We start from the raw sequence: 12,232 nt of genomic DNA on the forward strand, positions 1-12,232 counted from the left end.
GCGCCTCGATGGAGATAAATATATCCATGGGATATACATTGGTCAACTCCATTGGATATAAAAATTTCTTTGGGAATGAAAAAGCCCGCGCTAGGCGGGCTCATCTTGGGGGGAGTAATTCCGTAAGGGCTAAGCTACGGCGCGCTCCAGCCTCTGGATTTCTTTCGCACCGTCGAATGCGCTGTGAACCGTGAGCAGGTCAAAACCCTTCTTCTCAGCCATGTCTTGGAGCTGCAGAATTCGTTCGTTGTAGCTTTTTCTGGTAGTCGGCCTCGATGACTCAATGCTTGATTCATACGGAACCACCAGCATCATTGCAGCGCGATGCTCATGTCGGATAAGGGCATCATGGTCCTTGAGCTGTTCAAGCCTGAAAACCTTCGCTGTAGCGGTTTCGAATAGAGACCCAAGGCGATAGTTGGGAGAAATGCTACAAACGTTCACCGCTACCCTTGAAGAGAAGTAGTCGCACTGAAGAGAAAGGGATGCTCCGCGAATCGTCACGTCAACCATAGCATTGAAATAAGGGGTCAAGCCGGCGTCAACCCGTTCCATTGCTTTGCAGACGCGCTTCCAATAGGAAGAGCGATCATGGCTAGATTTTCCTCCCTCCGCATGAATATGACTGAGGCTTGAGCACAGATCGGATCCTTGAGAGATGACGTCCTGCAGGTCATAACCAATCCCTTCGCGAGCCTCACCAAATATCACTCCGTGAATGCCTGAGGTTTGGCCCTTGATGAATCCCCGTTTTGCATGGCGCATAGCCTTGGTAAGCGCGAGGCTCATCATAGCCTTCATACCAGGAGCGGAGTCACCGTAGAGGCATTGAAGCGCTTTATCAGTGATGGTCAGCTCGCCAGCAACTTGACCGTTTGCCGCAGCCACAATTCCTATGGTCAGTCGCTCGCCGGATTCGACGACGGGCTCGAGATAGACTGGAGCCCATTGGGCTTCGCAGGATGGGAATTCCGGGATTCCCTCAAAATCAGGCACGTGGACGTTCATTGGATAGATCTATGTGAACTTGGCGGAGTCCTAGGCCGCTTTCTAGCAGCGCAGGCATATGGCTGAGTCGGTCCTGTAGGAACTGCATTACTTCGGTAACGTGAGCTTCAGTGACCTTGCATGGGCCTGGGAGAGACCCGCTGCCATGAGCATGGTAGTCGATCTCAGAGAGGCAAAGGGCCTCCTCTTTCAGGCGCTGCTCGGTCCTGCGAAGCTCGAAATTGCCCAAGTCTTCGGATAAGCGAGCAAGTAGGTAATTCTGGACCTTTTCATGCGCTCGAACAATCGGGTGACGTAGCGCTTCCTCGTGGTCAATGAGCCAAATTTTTCCATCGGCGCCCATGAGAATGTTGCGGAGGTTGCGGTCCCCGTTGGCGATCAACTCATCGAACACGATAGCCATACGCACGTGAGCCCACTTGTTAAGCAGGTCATTAACATCATCTAGCCTGGCGATGCGAGAGATAGGTGCCGCGCCGCAGTCCAGACTCGCTACGCAGAGCTCGTAGTCTGATGCGGTACCGACCGTCTGGCCGCGTGCATATACGGGAATCGTTACGGGGATCGGAAGCCCCAACGATTGCCCTAAGAGCGAGCTCAGCACCTCTGCGTAAATCAGCTTTGCTGGGAGCATCTTCACGTAGGCGTTGAATCGTTCGCGACCTTTTACCTGGACGGTGCCATAGTAAAGGGGATGCTGCCCACAGACCGATGGGTCCGACACACGCTTACCTGTTAGGAACAGCCCTAGATCAATCTGGCTTGGAACCCGTTTTTTTGTTTCGAGCATGGACATTTTTGCTGCCCTGTTCCTTCAGATTTTCTTTGGTTTCTCCATGCTTAACCATGGAGAGGAGGTCATCAGGGCTGCCTCCGCTTTCTGCAGCCTTGAAGGCTGCCCCGATAAGGCCTGCGATATGGCCTGAAAAGCTCGTTCCAGGCTCAATACCATTCATGTGAATGATTTCATTGCGAAGCTTGATTAGGGTCTCAACCTGCCTCCGAGTCAGGCTTTTTGCCGAAGCCTGAGCAGCTATCACAGAAATGGCAGCCGTGACCTCTAGAAGCAGCTCGTCCGCATGCGAAACCCATCGCGATGTAGTTTCTGGCTCTCTCGGCAAGCCCTCTGGGAACATCGTTGAGGCTATCGCTTTGATCTCGGCATCCAGTCTCTTGCTATACCTCCCAACCGGTATTCCAGTTAGGGAGTAGATTTTTGCGGCCATTTCCTTATTGAGCGGCCTCTTTCCGTTCAGATGACCGTTCAGGTTCCCCTGGGTCATTCCTAGCTCTGCGGCCAGTTTGTCCTGGGTGAGCCTCATGTCCTTCGGCAAAGAGGCGTTGTGAACCCTAAGCGCCTCTTTAAGGGCGGCGCACTCGGCTTTTTCCCAGTCTTCCAGCTCTCGCCGGTCAGTGCTCGATCTCGTCATTCCGCAATCCTATTGCCATTGGAAATACTTTGCTATTTCCAATGGGCTTGATAAAAATATCCCTTGGATATAATCTTGAGCCGAACACAACCTGAGGGCGATGACATGCGCCGCATACCTCTCAGCCAATTCGCAGATGAGCAGGGGCAGACCCGAGCGGCATGCCTGCTCGGCATGACTCAGGGAGCCCTGAACAAAGCTCTTCGAGTTGGCAGATCGATTTTCGTGAATGAGGGCCCTGATGGCGCCTTCACAGCAGAAGAGTTGCGTCCGTTTCCGGTCCAGTCCGCGAAAAGAAACGCCGCTTAACCAATTCCAACCGCAAGGAGCAGTACCTGTATGGCCTATCACGACCAAAGTCACCTGAAAGACCGGGAGATTAAGTCGCGCTACGACGAGGAGACCTATGAGGCGCTTAAGGCCGTAGCTCGGCTGCACAAGCTTCAGCTGGCTGTCTTCGTGCGCATGTGCGTCGAGGAAAAACTGGAAAGCATCATCGAGAGCGATGTTAACGACAAAAGCCAGACGGCCTGAAGTCCCGGAAGGAGGCCTACGTGCACGAAACCACGATCTGCCATGGGATCGATGGACGCCTCTACGAAAAGCTTGTGCGACTGGCGAAGCAGGCAGGCATGTCGCCTGAGCAGTACGCCGCAAAGCTTGGAACAGAGCGCTTCTTCGAGAAGACCAGGCCGAGGGGATCCGGAAAAATCCGAAACCTTCCGGTGCCACAAAGGAGTCAGGACTCAATAGGGCCTGAAAAAGGAGGGACTGATGAAGGCCCAGACTAGCGAATCCGCCGAATCGCGGACACAAAAAAGCCGCCTGGCGGGGCGGCTTCTTCTAAGTACAGCGGTAACTCATCTGTGAGGTGAATCATGACTGAATCGAAACTCTCAGGCAAGGGGCTCATCAGTCCCGCGCCACAAAATGAAGGTAATGAAAACGTGGCGCGGCAAACCATGAGTTCGCGAGAGATTTCCGAACTCACCGGAAAACGCCATCCAGACGTGAAGCGCGACATCCAGGCAATGGCTTCCGACCTGAAAGTCGATGTGAGCAGTTTTGCTCACATTTACCTGGATGGCCGCAATCGCAGGCAAACCGAATACCTCCTCGACCGTGAGCACACTGAGTGCCTGCTGACTGGCTACAGCGCCATGCTGCGTATGCGCGTAATTCGCCGCTGGCGGGAGCTTGAGACGATAGTTCTTGATCCGGCCAAAAAGGTGAACGGCGCCAAGGTCAACGGCGAGATCGCGATTTTTGAATGCTACACGCGCCTGCTCAAGCCTTCGCCTTCCAGCCAAATGGCCATGTTGAACAGGATCGCCGCCAACAACGGCCTGGAATCCAGCTTCTTGCCTAGCTACGCCATCGATGCGGCTCCAGATGCTACTGACGGCTCATCCATGCAAACCCTGCCTCTGACTGATCTGCTGAAAGATCGGGGCATTCGCAGCACGGCCAGGGTATTCAACCGGTACCTAGCCGAAAAGGGGATCATCAAGAAATGCCAGCGAAACAGTACTAAGCGCGGCGTCGTGGAGTTCTGGGCGATCACTGAAAAGGGCCTTCATTTCGGAAAGAACCTAACCAGCCCTAACAGTCCACGCGAAACCCAGCCTCATTGGTATGTCGAGCGGTTCGATGAACTGGTGGAGCTTGTAGGGAAAGGTCGCCCATGAAGCTCGTGACGATCGTTGTAAAAAATCCTGTCGATCCGATACGCCTGGGCATGCAAGTCGTTGGAGGCCGGGTCACTGCTGCTGGAGTGGGTGATTACTGTGCTTACACCGAGCTTATGGAGGCCGCTCAGGATCTCGTGCTGCTGCTCGAGAACGGAATCCCGCCTGGGCATGAGTCTCTCGACGCGGCAGTGCGAACTGCCCGCGAGATAATCACCAAGCTGGAGGCCCAATGATGGCCCGTTCAAGAAATATCAAGCCAGGGTTCTTCTCGAACGAACACTTGGCAGAGCTGGACTTTGCCACTCGCCTCCTGTTCATCGGGCTATGGACCGAAGCTGACCGGGAGGGGCGCCTGGAAGATCGCCCGCGCCGCCTGAAAATGGCCCTGTTCCCGGCTGACAATGTCGACCTCGATCGTATGCTCGACGACCTGGATCATTTGGGCTTCATCAAGAGGTACACCGTTGGCGAGCTCAAGGCCATCCAGGTGGTGAATTGGGCGAAACACCAGAACCCGCACATCAAAGAGGCGAAGAGCACTATCCCTGAAATGCCCGTAGTAGACGCATGCCAGGGAAAGCATGAGGGAAGCACGGTGCAAGCACCAGACTCGCACAGTTCTTTCCCTGCTGATTCCCTCTCTCTTGATTCCGGATTCCTGATTCCTGATTCCCTCAACTCGTCGCCCGCGCCGGTGGATTCCGCCGTTTTGTTTTCGCGGTTCTGGAAGCTGTACCCGCGCAAAGTCGGGAAGGACAAAGCCGAGAAAGCCTGGGCAAAGCTCAAGCTGACCACTGAGTTGTTCGACACCATCGTCACGGCTCTGGCGAAGCATTGCCTGTTGCCTGGCTGGACCAAGGACAAAGGCCAATTCATCCCGCACGCGGCCACCTGGCTCAACGGGAAGCGTTGGGAGGACGAGGTCGAGGTTCCTGCTGACAACGTCCACCACCTGCCCACCAGCCGTCATCACGGCTTCGCTGAGCGCGACTACACCTCAGGCTTGAAGCGTCGGGAGGACGGCAGCTATGCGCTCTGAAAAAGTCGTCCAGATCGATCAAGGCGCAGTCGTTGCCCGCATCCAGCCAGCCGAGTGTGAGAAGCACGGCCCCTTCGAGCAGAAGGTAACCATGCTGATGGGCAAGGCTCTGCGAAGCCACTGCCCTGAATGCGCTCGAATCGCCAAGGAGGAGCGCGAATCCCGCGCCGAGGCCGAACAGGCCCTGAACGTTCGTTTGGCGATCTCCCGCAAGCTGGGCGACTCGCTGATCCCGAAACGCTTCGCTGATCGCTCGCTGGCGAACTACAAGGCCGACCACAAGGGCCAGGCCGAGGCTCTCCGCTTCTGCCGGCACTACGTGAAGACATTCGATCAGATCGCCGAGACCGGCCGTTGCATGGTGCTGCTGGGCAAGCCCGGTACCGGCAAGACCCACCTGGGCGCTGGCATGGCAAACGACCTGATGCGCAACACCTCACATTCAGCCGTGTACCGCACTGTCGGCTCGATCCTGCAGGCGATCCGAGCGACCTACGACCGCTCCAGCGAGGCGACGGAGGCAAGCATTCTGGCCAGCTTGATCGAGCCGTCCCTGCTGGTTCTGGACGAGGTCGGCGTGAGCAAGGAGCAGCCGAGCGACTTCGAGCTGACGACCCTGTTCGCGATCATCAACGGCCGATACGAGCAGGTGCGCCCAACCGTGGTGATTTCCAACCTGGGACCCGAGCAGCTGCCGGCGGCCATGGGCGAACGCTGCGTCGACCGTCTGCGCGAGGGTGGAATGATCGTTGTCCCGTTCGAGTGGGAATCACATCGCGGCAAGGAGGGCATCTGATGCGCAAGCCCAGGGAGTTCATCTGGGTAGTGGTGATGGTATCCGCTCTGTTGGCGAGCCACTGGTTCGCTGCTGGCATGGGAAAGAGCTTCGCCCTGGTCTGCGTGCGGATCGTAGGTGAACAGCGCAGCTTGGAAGCGGCCTTGGAGGAGTGCAAATGACCCCTGCACAAGAAATCACAGTCGCCCAGCTCAAGAGCCAGGGCTTCGCGCAGGTCGTGGAAGGCCGAGAGATCGTCCGCATGACCGGCGCAGACCGCCGGGTCGTTATGGCTGATGGCACCCAGAAGCGTGGGTATCACGTTGAGTTTGAGCGCGCCGGGCAGCCGGCCGGGGAGGGGGTGTGATGGGAAATCGAATTCGAGAAATGCCCAAGGCCGTTCAAGAAGCCTTGGGCGAAGAGCAAATTTGCCCGGTATGCCAAGGGTCTGGTGCCCGCGCGTTGCGCATCGGTTTCGAAGAGTGCCGAGCCTGCAAGGGTAAAGGCTGCCTCGTGATTGTGGTTGATCACACAAGCCCATGGAGTGAGCGGAAATGAACAACATGCGCGAGCAGTTCGAAGCAGCATGGCGAGCCCGTTATCCAGAGCATGGCGATATCGCGCTGAAGCGAAGCGGCCTCGACCCTGAGGATTACTGCAACACCCGAGTGAAGGATGCGTGGTGGGCCTGGCAGGCCTCCCGCGAGGCCGTGATGGTGGAGCTGCCGCCCAGAATCAGCGCGCACAACACCACCGAAGGGGGCTTTGTTCGGCCCGAGGCGGAGCACTACGACGAAGCAATTGAAGACTGCCGCGCAGCGATCGAGGCCCAGGGCCTGAAGGTGGCTCCATGACCACTCAAAACCCAAATTCGACCCTTCTGGTCGAGCGCCTGCAAGCCCAGGACGAAGAGATCAAGCGCCTCAACCGCCAGCTCGACGGCGCCAAGGACTACATCAAGCTGATCGAGCAGAACCTGGCCAGTGTCCGCGGCTCGTGCAAGGCCCAGGGCGAAGACCTGCGCAAGATACGCCACTCCAGCGCGCAGTACTTCCGGGCCATCAGCTGGATGATCCACCACTTGAACCTTGGCCAGGTGGGTATGCCTGGCTGGGTCCGTCAGACATTGCGGCATGTTCTGGATGTTGAGCAGCGGCCGCTGGTGAAGAAGGAGGTGGCCAATGGCTGAGGTTATCGCGAAGCCGCGGCACTTCTGGTCGTCCGGTCCGTCCCGCGTGCGTGACGCGTGCAGGCTGGCGTACCTGTTCGCCACTGAGCTCTCCGTGTCTGGGGCTATTGAGATCATCGTCCGCCAGGTGAAGTCCCGCCGAACCCTGGAACAGAACGCAAAACTCTGGGCCATGTTGGCCGACATCTCCCGCCAGGTTGAGTGGCCGGTGAACGGCGTCATGCAGAAGCTCGACAGCGAAGACTGGAAGGCACTGATGACCGCTGCTGCCCGCCAAGAGGTGCGGATGGCCTCCGGCATCAACGGCGGCGTTGTGATGTTGGGTGTCAGCACCCGCCGGATGTCCGTGGCTGAGCTGGGCGACGTTATCGAGTGCATGTACGTGTTTGGCTCCGAGCGCGGGGTTCGCTGGAGCGAGCCAAAAGGGCAGATGCCCGAGCAGTGGGAGGCCGCGGCATGATCTGGATCATCGCTCTGATATTGGCTCTCACCGGTGAGCCTTTCGCCGCACTAATCGCCTGCTTGATCGGCCTGCTTATGGGGGGTAAGTGATGCGCGTAGTCAGCAAGAAGGTGCGCGAGAGCGCCCGCGGCCAGGACTGCACCGTGCGCATTCCCGGAATCTGCAACTTCAACCCGGAGACTACCGTGCTGGCCCACCTGCCATGCGGGCAGAAGGGCATGGGCATGAAGGGTTTCGACACCGTGGCGGTTTATGCCTGCAGCGCTTGTCACGACGTGCTCGACGGTCGCGGCAAGGGCGAGGTGGACTGGTCCGACATGCCTCGTGCAATCGCTGAGACTCATGAGGCCCTGATTCGGGCCGGAATTTTGACCGTGAAGGGGGCTGCATGAAGGAACTGATACTGCCGTGGCCACCGGCCGCATGCAGCCCGAATGCCCGAGTGCATTGGACCAAGAAGAGCAAGGCGGCCAAGTCCTACCGCGCAGCCTGCCACCTGCTCGCCAAGCATGCTGGTATCCAGGCGCCGAAGGGTGGCGCGCTGCTCATGCTCGAGTTCGTGCCGCCGGATCGCCGCCGGCGCGACGACGACAACCTGCTGGCAATGTTCAAGGCGGGCCGTGACGGCCTGGCAGATGCCCTGGGCATCGACGACAACGTGTTCGCCACCCAGATCAGGGTGAGCAAGGAAACGATCAAGGGCGGCGCTGTACGCGTCCGCATCCAGGCACAGGAGCAAGCAGCATGAACTGGGGATTAATCGGATGTGCATTCTTCGGTCTCCAGGTGGCTGTATGCCTGCTGACCTTGGTTATGGGGTTGAAGATCGCGGCTAGCCGCAAGCGTGTAGGGGGTGGGGAATGAATTACCAGAACGTGGTATCGGCAGTTGTCCGCGCCCTGGCGGCTGAGACAATCAACAGCGCGGGCGGGTGCAATGTGGAGCCGCGGGTGCAGACCAGCAAGCTCAAGGGCGAGATATCAGGGAAGGATGCAGCCCTGTTGGCTGATTCCATTGTGCACAAGCTTCTGCACGCACAGCTCAGCCCTCGACACTGGAACGCGCTGGTGGCGAAGTACAGCACCCACCGTGGGCGCAAGATCGATTCAATCGGCCGCCTGGTTTCCGTGGTGCCTACCCCGGCACCTAAGCTGTTCACCCAGCAGGCGGTGTTGGTTTGGGCCGTGCCGGAGCAGAAGAAGGGCGTGCAACGTGTTGCGACACAGGCCAAACCGGTCAAGCCACTGGAATGCGCCGAGGACTGCGGCTGCAAGGATGGTTGCAAGCTGGAGTGGCGTAACCGTGCGGCTCGTCAGGCGGTGGAACGGGCCAATGCTCACGCCAGGGCTGTTGCTGAGCAGCGATCTGGCGAAATGATCGTGCTCGCCGAATCGAATTACGACATGACCAACTGGGATTCCCAGGGCCTGACCGAGCGCACATACCAACGCTGGAACAAGGCTATCAAGGATTCCCTCGAGTCGATGGTCGACGAAGCTCTGGTCGAGGCACAGCACATGCTGGAGGCAGTTGGAGTTCTTTCCGGCGAGGCTGCGTGAAAAGCCCCTCAAAAGGGCTTGCAATATCATGTCGCCACGTCGTAAATTTGCTCCATCCTATCATTCCTTCGCGTGTTGAGGAGTGGCCCACAAAGCCCGGTCATAGCCGGGCTTTTTACTTAGGCATCCTATGGAACCAGTACAAACCGCTTCGATAGCTATTTCCTGGCTTGATGTTGGAAAAATTGTTCTCGGAAGTGGTGTGGTGGCAGGCATTGTGGGATGGATAAAAGACTCCTGGAACAAGCGCTCTGATCGCCGTCGCGAGGCCAAGTACGCCGCGATTGAAGCTCTCGCGATGCTTGATTTGTATGTGTTGGAGTCTCGCAAGAATGTAAGGCGTTACTACGAGGATTCAGCAGGCCTTACTCCCGAAGCTCACTACCAGATGTGGCCAAGCTGCAGTTATCCAGATTTTCTGTTTCCGCAAGAGACTCTTAAGCGTTTGTCTGCAGAGGATGCATGCCGTATATCTTGGCTCTCCACAGAGAAAGAAGTTGCTCATCAGTACCTTGCGGCCATCCATGAAGACGAACTAGATCCAACCAGGGTTGAGGGGCATCAAGCGAAAATGGTGGGATACTTTGGCTATGAAGCTTTTCTGCTTTCAAAGAGCATGAGGGCGCGATACCGACTATCCAGCATGCCTCGAGCCATGAATGCAGATGACCACTTTGATGACCTCTTTTCGTACTGGCTCTCAACGAAATCAGAGTTTGAAAAGCGATCTGAGCTGTTGCGCCGAGAAGGTTGAGTAAAGCCCTGCGTTGACAGGGCTTTTTTACGCCTGCAGGTATGACGATGAAGCCATCAACCGCCTGGAGCCTCCTGGCATTCGCCCTGGGCCCTACGCCGCGACATCAGCGCCAACGTCTTCCTTGGCTGCGTCTTCATCATTCAGGGCTTTAAAAGGCCCGACGGTTCGGCCCAAGAGCGCCGGGCTACATTCCTGGCTGCCGCACTGAGCGCTGGCATCCTCCTTTTCGCGCTATGGGCACTCGCCACCGGCCTCGACATCCGCGGCCCGGCGCCATTTCGCTACAAACACTAAGGGACTGAACATGGCCGATGCCGCTACCCCAGCAGCTTGCACGGTTGTAGGGTTGGGCGGCATAGCCCTCGCAAGCTGCCTCCCCACGATCGACCTCAACGCTGTTGTCTGCGCCTTCGGTGGCGCGCTGCTCTTCATCCTCTGGGCGAAGGACATCAACCTGTGGCAACGCCTCGGGTACTTGCTCGTCGGCTGGATCGGTGGCTACTACGGCTCTGCCGAGATCCTGGCCCAGGCCTGGACGAAGACCAGCGGCATTGCTGCCTTCGCCTGCGGCCTGGCCACGGTCCTGGTGAGCATCAGCGTTCTGGAGTCGTTCAACACCGGCAAACTGCCGAAGTGGGTAACCGAGCTGCCAGCAGCGATTGGCAGCCTGTTCCCCAAGCGAGGGGGCCAATGACCCTAGAGCAAGCCATCACGCTGGCCCATGCCGGGTTCTGCGGCGGGATCTGCTTTGTCATCGCGTTCATGTACCGGCGCGGCGGCTCGAGCTACAAGTTCCTGCCCAGCCTTTGCGCCTTCTGCCTGGCCTCCCTGTTTGGTCAGGAGTGGCTGAGCATCATCGGCGCGATCCTGCTGTACGGTCAGTGGCCGGTTACCTCGGTGCCCAGTACGCTGATCTTCGGGATTCTGTTCATCCTGGCTCTGCGCTCGAAGGGCAACGTGGCCAGGTTGTTCGATCAGTCGCGGCGTCGATAGTGCTGATGCCTCGCATCTCTAGACAGGCTGGATGCTGGCAAGGCACCATCAAACCCCTTTAATTTGTCAGGGCATCAGAATGGAAGTCTGCCAGAAAACATGGGCGCACCTTGGATTGCTTCAGGTCGTCTTCTCAGGATTCGAGTCGCTACTGGACTATCAGTTTGTAAAGCATACCAATACGCCTCTGGAAAGCTTTCCGGAGAAATTCGGAGGTAAGACGCTAGGTAGGAAGATCGGGCTGCTGAAGGATTTAGCAAAAAACCATGCCGGTCTAGCGCTCACCGCCACGAAAGCTGAAATTCTGTTCAGCGACTCGAACAGGAACACCTTTGCTCACGGGCGGTACTTCACAAGCAAGACAGCGGGGGGCGTGAAGGCTGTAAATGTAAAAACGTACCCTGTATCTAAAGATGACGTCGTAGATATGACGCGGGACGAGTTCGTTGACTTTGTAAAAGAGTTTTCTCTTGCTGTCCATGCGTTTCAGGTTGAGATTGGAGTGCAGGAAGACGAACTGATCGAGTTCACTACCAAGCTCACCTCGCCGTGAGGTAGCAAGTCGATTGTTGACTGGTAGGAGAGGCTGAGGAAGTCAGCCTCTCCTTTGCAAGTGGCACCACAAAACAACCAATTATTAGTTTCAATTATTTTGTGTCGAGCGATCCAGCTAGGCGTTGTCCTCGTACTCTGAGGTTAGGAGGCAATTTTGACGACTAGACCATATCCGTCAGCCTCTCAGCATGAAAGCGTCTTCCTAACACTTCGCCCAGCGCCCGAAGTTTGGCAGTGGATTCAGAGCGAGATCCTGGCCGACACCGGCAACATCCATAACCCAGAGCATGCCCACCTAATCGACGCCAACATCGGCGTGCTTTGGGCGTCCAGCGGGTTCCCCAAGCAAGGCAGGGTAGTGCTGGGCCAGGCCGAGCAGCTGATGTTCCGCGCTGGTGGATGGCAGAAGGCCAGGCAAGAGCAGCAGATGCGGGAGTGGTTTGGCGAGGAGCCGGCCTATCTCATCACCCTGGCCGCCGACTACTGCGCCCAATGCACCGACGCTGAGTTTTGCGCCCTGGTCGAGCATGAGCTGTACCACATAGCACAGGCGACGGATGAGCATGGCGCTCCCAAGTTCACCCAGGAAGGGCTGCCCAAGCTCTACCTGCGTGGCCATGACGTCGAAGAGTTCGTCGGCGTGGTGAGGCGCTACGGTGCCAGCAACGACGTACAGCAGCTGATCGACGCTGCAAGCCGGCCGCCTGAGGTGGCCAAGATCAACATTTCGAGGGCCTGCGGAACCTGTCTACTCAAGTCGGCTTGATCCTTGAC

Annotated in this window: 22 protein-coding genes; 19 read left to right on the plus strand and 3 right to left on the minus strand. The window is 57.5% G+C overall.

Translation table 11 applies throughout. From position 1 onward, the window contains the following. Positions 1-129: 129 nt before the first annotated feature. The 3 genes from OIU19_RS03145 to OIU19_RS03155 are packed head-to-tail and all read right to left on the minus strand — an operon-like array spanning position 130 to position 2,438. Positions 130-1,008 (minus strand): hypothetical protein, encoded by an 879-nt coding sequence (locus tag OIU19_RS03145; RefSeq protein ID WP_264233249.1) that lies wholly within the window; start codon positions 1,006-1,008, stop codon positions 130-132. Further along, on the minus strand, positions 989-1,804 hold the full coding sequence (locus tag OIU19_RS03150) for a HipA family kinase (RefSeq protein ID WP_264233251.1): 816 nt from the start codon (positions 1,802-1,804) through the stop codon (positions 989-991). Before OIU19_RS03150 ends, OIU19_RS03145 begins: the two co-directional genes overlap by 20 nt. Continuing rightward, positions 1,761-2,438, minus strand: coding sequence for a helix-turn-helix transcriptional regulator (locus OIU19_RS03155; protein WP_256806470.1), 678 nt, complete (start codon positions 2,436-2,438; stop codon positions 1,761-1,763). The genes OIU19_RS03150 and OIU19_RS03155 overlap by 44 nt, the downstream gene beginning before the upstream one ends. A gap of 105 nt (positions 2,439-2,543) precedes the next feature. Between OIU19_RS03155 and OIU19_RS03160 the strand changes: the two genes are divergently transcribed. The 19 genes from OIU19_RS03160 (at position 2,544) to OIU19_RS03250 (ending at position 12,224) form a co-directional block, all read left to right on the plus strand. Next, positions 2,544-2,747 (plus strand): Cro/CI family transcriptional regulator, encoded by a 204-nt coding sequence (locus OIU19_RS03160; protein WP_161551469.1) that lies wholly within the window; start codon positions 2,544-2,546, stop codon positions 2,745-2,747. Between the two features lie 30 nt (positions 2,748-2,777). Then, positions 2,778-2,972, plus strand: coding sequence for a hypothetical protein (locus tag OIU19_RS03165; RefSeq protein ID WP_016487783.1), 195 nt, complete (start codon positions 2,778-2,780; stop codon positions 2,970-2,972). 428 nt (positions 2,973-3,400) lie between these two features. Continuing rightward, the gene (locus OIU19_RS03170) at positions 3,401-4,126 is read left to right on the plus strand and encodes a Rha family transcriptional regulator (protein ID WP_372353285.1); all 726 of its coding nucleotides are present in this window, start codon (positions 3,401-3,403) and stop codon (positions 4,124-4,126) included. Further along, a complete protein-coding gene (locus tag OIU19_RS03175) occupies positions 4,123-4,362 on the plus strand; it encodes a hypothetical protein (RefSeq protein WP_264233255.1) in 240 nt (79 codons plus the stop codon). The genes OIU19_RS03170 and OIU19_RS03175 overlap by 4 nt, the downstream gene beginning before the upstream one ends. Continuing rightward, entirely contained in the window at positions 4,362-5,168 is an 807-nt protein-coding gene (locus OIU19_RS03180) for a hypothetical protein (RefSeq protein WP_264233677.1), read from the plus strand. The genes OIU19_RS03175 and OIU19_RS03180 overlap by 1 nt, the downstream gene beginning before the upstream one ends. Continuing rightward, complete coding sequence (locus tag OIU19_RS03185) at positions 5,158-5,964, plus strand: ATP-binding protein (protein WP_264233256.1); 807 nt, start codon at positions 5,158-5,160, stop codon at positions 5,962-5,964. The genes OIU19_RS03180 and OIU19_RS03185 overlap by 11 nt, the downstream gene beginning before the upstream one ends. After that, positions 5,964-6,125 (plus strand): hypothetical protein, encoded by a 162-nt coding sequence (locus OIU19_RS03190; RefSeq protein WP_264233257.1) that lies wholly within the window; start codon positions 5,964-5,966, stop codon positions 6,123-6,125. Before OIU19_RS03185 ends, OIU19_RS03190 begins: the two co-directional genes overlap by 1 nt. Further along, on the plus strand, positions 6,122-6,310 hold the full coding sequence (locus OIU19_RS03195) for a hypothetical protein (protein WP_264233258.1): 189 nt from the start codon (positions 6,122-6,124) through the stop codon (positions 6,308-6,310). Before OIU19_RS03190 ends, OIU19_RS03195 begins: the two co-directional genes overlap by 4 nt. 187 nt (positions 6,311-6,497) lie before the next feature. Beyond that, positions 6,498-6,797, plus strand: coding sequence for a hypothetical protein (locus OIU19_RS03200; protein WP_264233259.1), 300 nt, complete (start codon positions 6,498-6,500; stop codon positions 6,795-6,797). Further along, complete coding sequence (locus OIU19_RS03205; RefSeq protein ID WP_264233260.1) at positions 6,794-7,132, plus strand: hypothetical protein; 339 nt, start codon at positions 6,794-6,796, stop codon at positions 7,130-7,132. The genes OIU19_RS03200 and OIU19_RS03205 overlap by 4 nt, the downstream gene beginning before the upstream one ends. Then, a complete protein-coding gene (locus tag OIU19_RS03210; RefSeq protein WP_264233261.1) occupies positions 7,125-7,592 on the plus strand; it encodes a recombination protein NinB in 468 nt (155 codons plus the stop codon). The genes OIU19_RS03205 and OIU19_RS03210 overlap by 8 nt, the downstream gene beginning before the upstream one ends. A gap of 91 nt (positions 7,593-7,683) precedes the next feature. Beyond that, on the plus strand, positions 7,684-7,986 hold the full coding sequence (locus OIU19_RS03215; RefSeq protein ID WP_054904553.1) for a nuclease domain-containing protein: 303 nt from the start codon (positions 7,684-7,686) through the stop codon (positions 7,984-7,986). Continuing rightward, on the plus strand, positions 7,983-8,342 hold the full coding sequence (locus tag OIU19_RS03220; RefSeq protein WP_264233262.1) for an endodeoxyribonuclease RusA: 360 nt from the start codon (positions 7,983-7,985) through the stop codon (positions 8,340-8,342). Before OIU19_RS03215 ends, OIU19_RS03220 begins: the two co-directional genes overlap by 4 nt. A gap of 112 nt (positions 8,343-8,454) precedes the next feature. Next, entirely contained in the window at positions 8,455-9,153 is a 699-nt protein-coding gene (locus OIU19_RS03225) for a hypothetical protein (RefSeq protein WP_264233263.1), read from the plus strand. A gap of 130 nt (positions 9,154-9,283) precedes the next feature. Then, positions 9,284-9,907 carry a hypothetical protein gene (locus OIU19_RS03230; RefSeq protein WP_264233265.1) on the plus strand — a complete coding sequence of 208 codons (624 nt, stop codon included), beginning with the start codon at positions 9,284-9,286 and terminating at the stop codon, positions 9,905-9,907. 307 nt (positions 9,908-10,214) lie between these two features. Next, on the plus strand, positions 10,215-10,604 hold the full coding sequence (locus OIU19_RS03235) for a putative holin (protein ID WP_046854952.1): 390 nt from the start codon (positions 10,215-10,217) through the stop codon (positions 10,602-10,604). Continuing rightward, positions 10,601-10,903 carry a phage holin family protein gene (locus tag OIU19_RS03240; RefSeq protein ID WP_264233268.1) on the plus strand — a complete coding sequence of 101 codons (303 nt, stop codon included), beginning with the start codon at positions 10,601-10,603 and terminating at the stop codon, positions 10,901-10,903. The genes OIU19_RS03235 and OIU19_RS03240 overlap by 4 nt, the downstream gene beginning before the upstream one ends. A gap of 79 nt (positions 10,904-10,982) precedes the next feature. Beyond that, positions 10,983-11,456: a hypothetical protein gene (locus OIU19_RS03245; RefSeq protein ID WP_264233270.1), complete on the plus strand. Its 474-nt coding sequence runs from the start codon at positions 10,983-10,985 to the stop codon at positions 11,454-11,456. Positions 11,457-11,612: 156 nt separating this feature from the next. After that, positions 11,613-12,224: a putative metallopeptidase gene (locus tag OIU19_RS03250; RefSeq protein ID WP_264233272.1), complete on the plus strand. Its 612-nt coding sequence runs from the start codon at positions 11,613-11,615 to the stop codon at positions 12,222-12,224. The last annotated feature ends 8 nt before the right edge of the window (positions 12,225-12,232 follow it).

This window comes from Pseudomonas sp. BT-42-2 (genome assembly GCF_025847435.2).
GTDB classification, from domain to species: Bacteria; Pseudomonadota; Gammaproteobacteria; order Pseudomonadales; family Pseudomonadaceae; genus Aquipseudomonas; species Aquipseudomonas urmiensis.

Excerpts from the sequence above, each read along its gene's own strand:
- OIU19_RS03145 (WP_264233249.1), bottom strand. The coding sequence starts at position 1,008 with ATGAACGTCCACGTGCCTGATTTTGAGGGAATCCCGGAATTCCCATCC.
- OIU19_RS03150 (WP_264233251.1), bottom strand. The coding sequence starts at position 1,804 with ATGTCCATGCTCGAAACAAAAAAACGGGTTCCAAGCCAGATTGATCTA.
- OIU19_RS03155 (WP_256806470.1), bottom strand. The coding sequence starts at position 2,438 with ATGACGAGATCGAGCACTGACCGGCGAGAGCTGGAAGACTGGGAAAAA.
- OIU19_RS03160 (WP_161551469.1), top strand. The coding sequence starts at position 2,544 with ATGCGCCGCATACCTCTCAGCCAATTCGCAGATGAGCAGGGGCAGACC.
- OIU19_RS03165 (WP_016487783.1), top strand. The coding sequence starts at position 2,778 with ATGGCCTATCACGACCAAAGTCACCTGAAAGACCGGGAGATTAAGTCG.
- OIU19_RS03170 (WP_372353285.1), top strand. The coding sequence starts at position 3,401 with ATGAGTTCGCGAGAGATTTCCGAACTCACCGGAAAACGCCATCCAGAC.
- OIU19_RS03175 (WP_264233255.1), top strand. The coding sequence starts at position 4,123 with ATGAAGCTCGTGACGATCGTTGTAAAAAATCCTGTCGATCCGATACGC.
- OIU19_RS03180 (WP_264233677.1), top strand. The coding sequence starts at position 4,362 with ATGGCCCGTTCAAGAAATATCAAGCCAGGGTTCTTCTCGAACGAACAC.
- OIU19_RS03185 (WP_264233256.1), top strand. The coding sequence starts at position 5,158 with ATGCGCTCTGAAAAAGTCGTCCAGATCGATCAAGGCGCAGTCGTTGCC.
- OIU19_RS03190 (WP_264233257.1), top strand. The coding sequence starts at position 5,964 with ATGCGCAAGCCCAGGGAGTTCATCTGGGTAGTGGTGATGGTATCCGCT.
- OIU19_RS03195 (WP_264233258.1), top strand. The coding sequence starts at position 6,122 with ATGACCCCTGCACAAGAAATCACAGTCGCCCAGCTCAAGAGCCAGGGC.
- OIU19_RS03200 (WP_264233259.1), top strand. The coding sequence starts at position 6,498 with ATGAACAACATGCGCGAGCAGTTCGAAGCAGCATGGCGAGCCCGTTAT.
- OIU19_RS03205 (WP_264233260.1), top strand. The coding sequence starts at position 6,794 with ATGACCACTCAAAACCCAAATTCGACCCTTCTGGTCGAGCGCCTGCAA.
- OIU19_RS03210 (WP_264233261.1), top strand. The coding sequence starts at position 7,125 with ATGGCTGAGGTTATCGCGAAGCCGCGGCACTTCTGGTCGTCCGGTCCG.
- OIU19_RS03215 (WP_054904553.1), top strand. The coding sequence starts at position 7,684 with ATGCGCGTAGTCAGCAAGAAGGTGCGCGAGAGCGCCCGCGGCCAGGAC.
- OIU19_RS03220 (WP_264233262.1), top strand. The coding sequence starts at position 7,983 with ATGAAGGAACTGATACTGCCGTGGCCACCGGCCGCATGCAGCCCGAAT.
- OIU19_RS03225 (WP_264233263.1), top strand. The coding sequence starts at position 8,455 with ATGAATTACCAGAACGTGGTATCGGCAGTTGTCCGCGCCCTGGCGGCT.
- OIU19_RS03230 (WP_264233265.1), top strand. The coding sequence starts at position 9,284 with ATGGAACCAGTACAAACCGCTTCGATAGCTATTTCCTGGCTTGATGTT.
- OIU19_RS03235 (WP_046854952.1), top strand. The coding sequence starts at position 10,215 with ATGGCCGATGCCGCTACCCCAGCAGCTTGCACGGTTGTAGGGTTGGGC.
- OIU19_RS03240 (WP_264233268.1), top strand. The coding sequence starts at position 10,601 with ATGACCCTAGAGCAAGCCATCACGCTGGCCCATGCCGGGTTCTGCGGC.
- OIU19_RS03245 (WP_264233270.1), top strand. The coding sequence starts at position 10,983 with ATGGAAGTCTGCCAGAAAACATGGGCGCACCTTGGATTGCTTCAGGTC.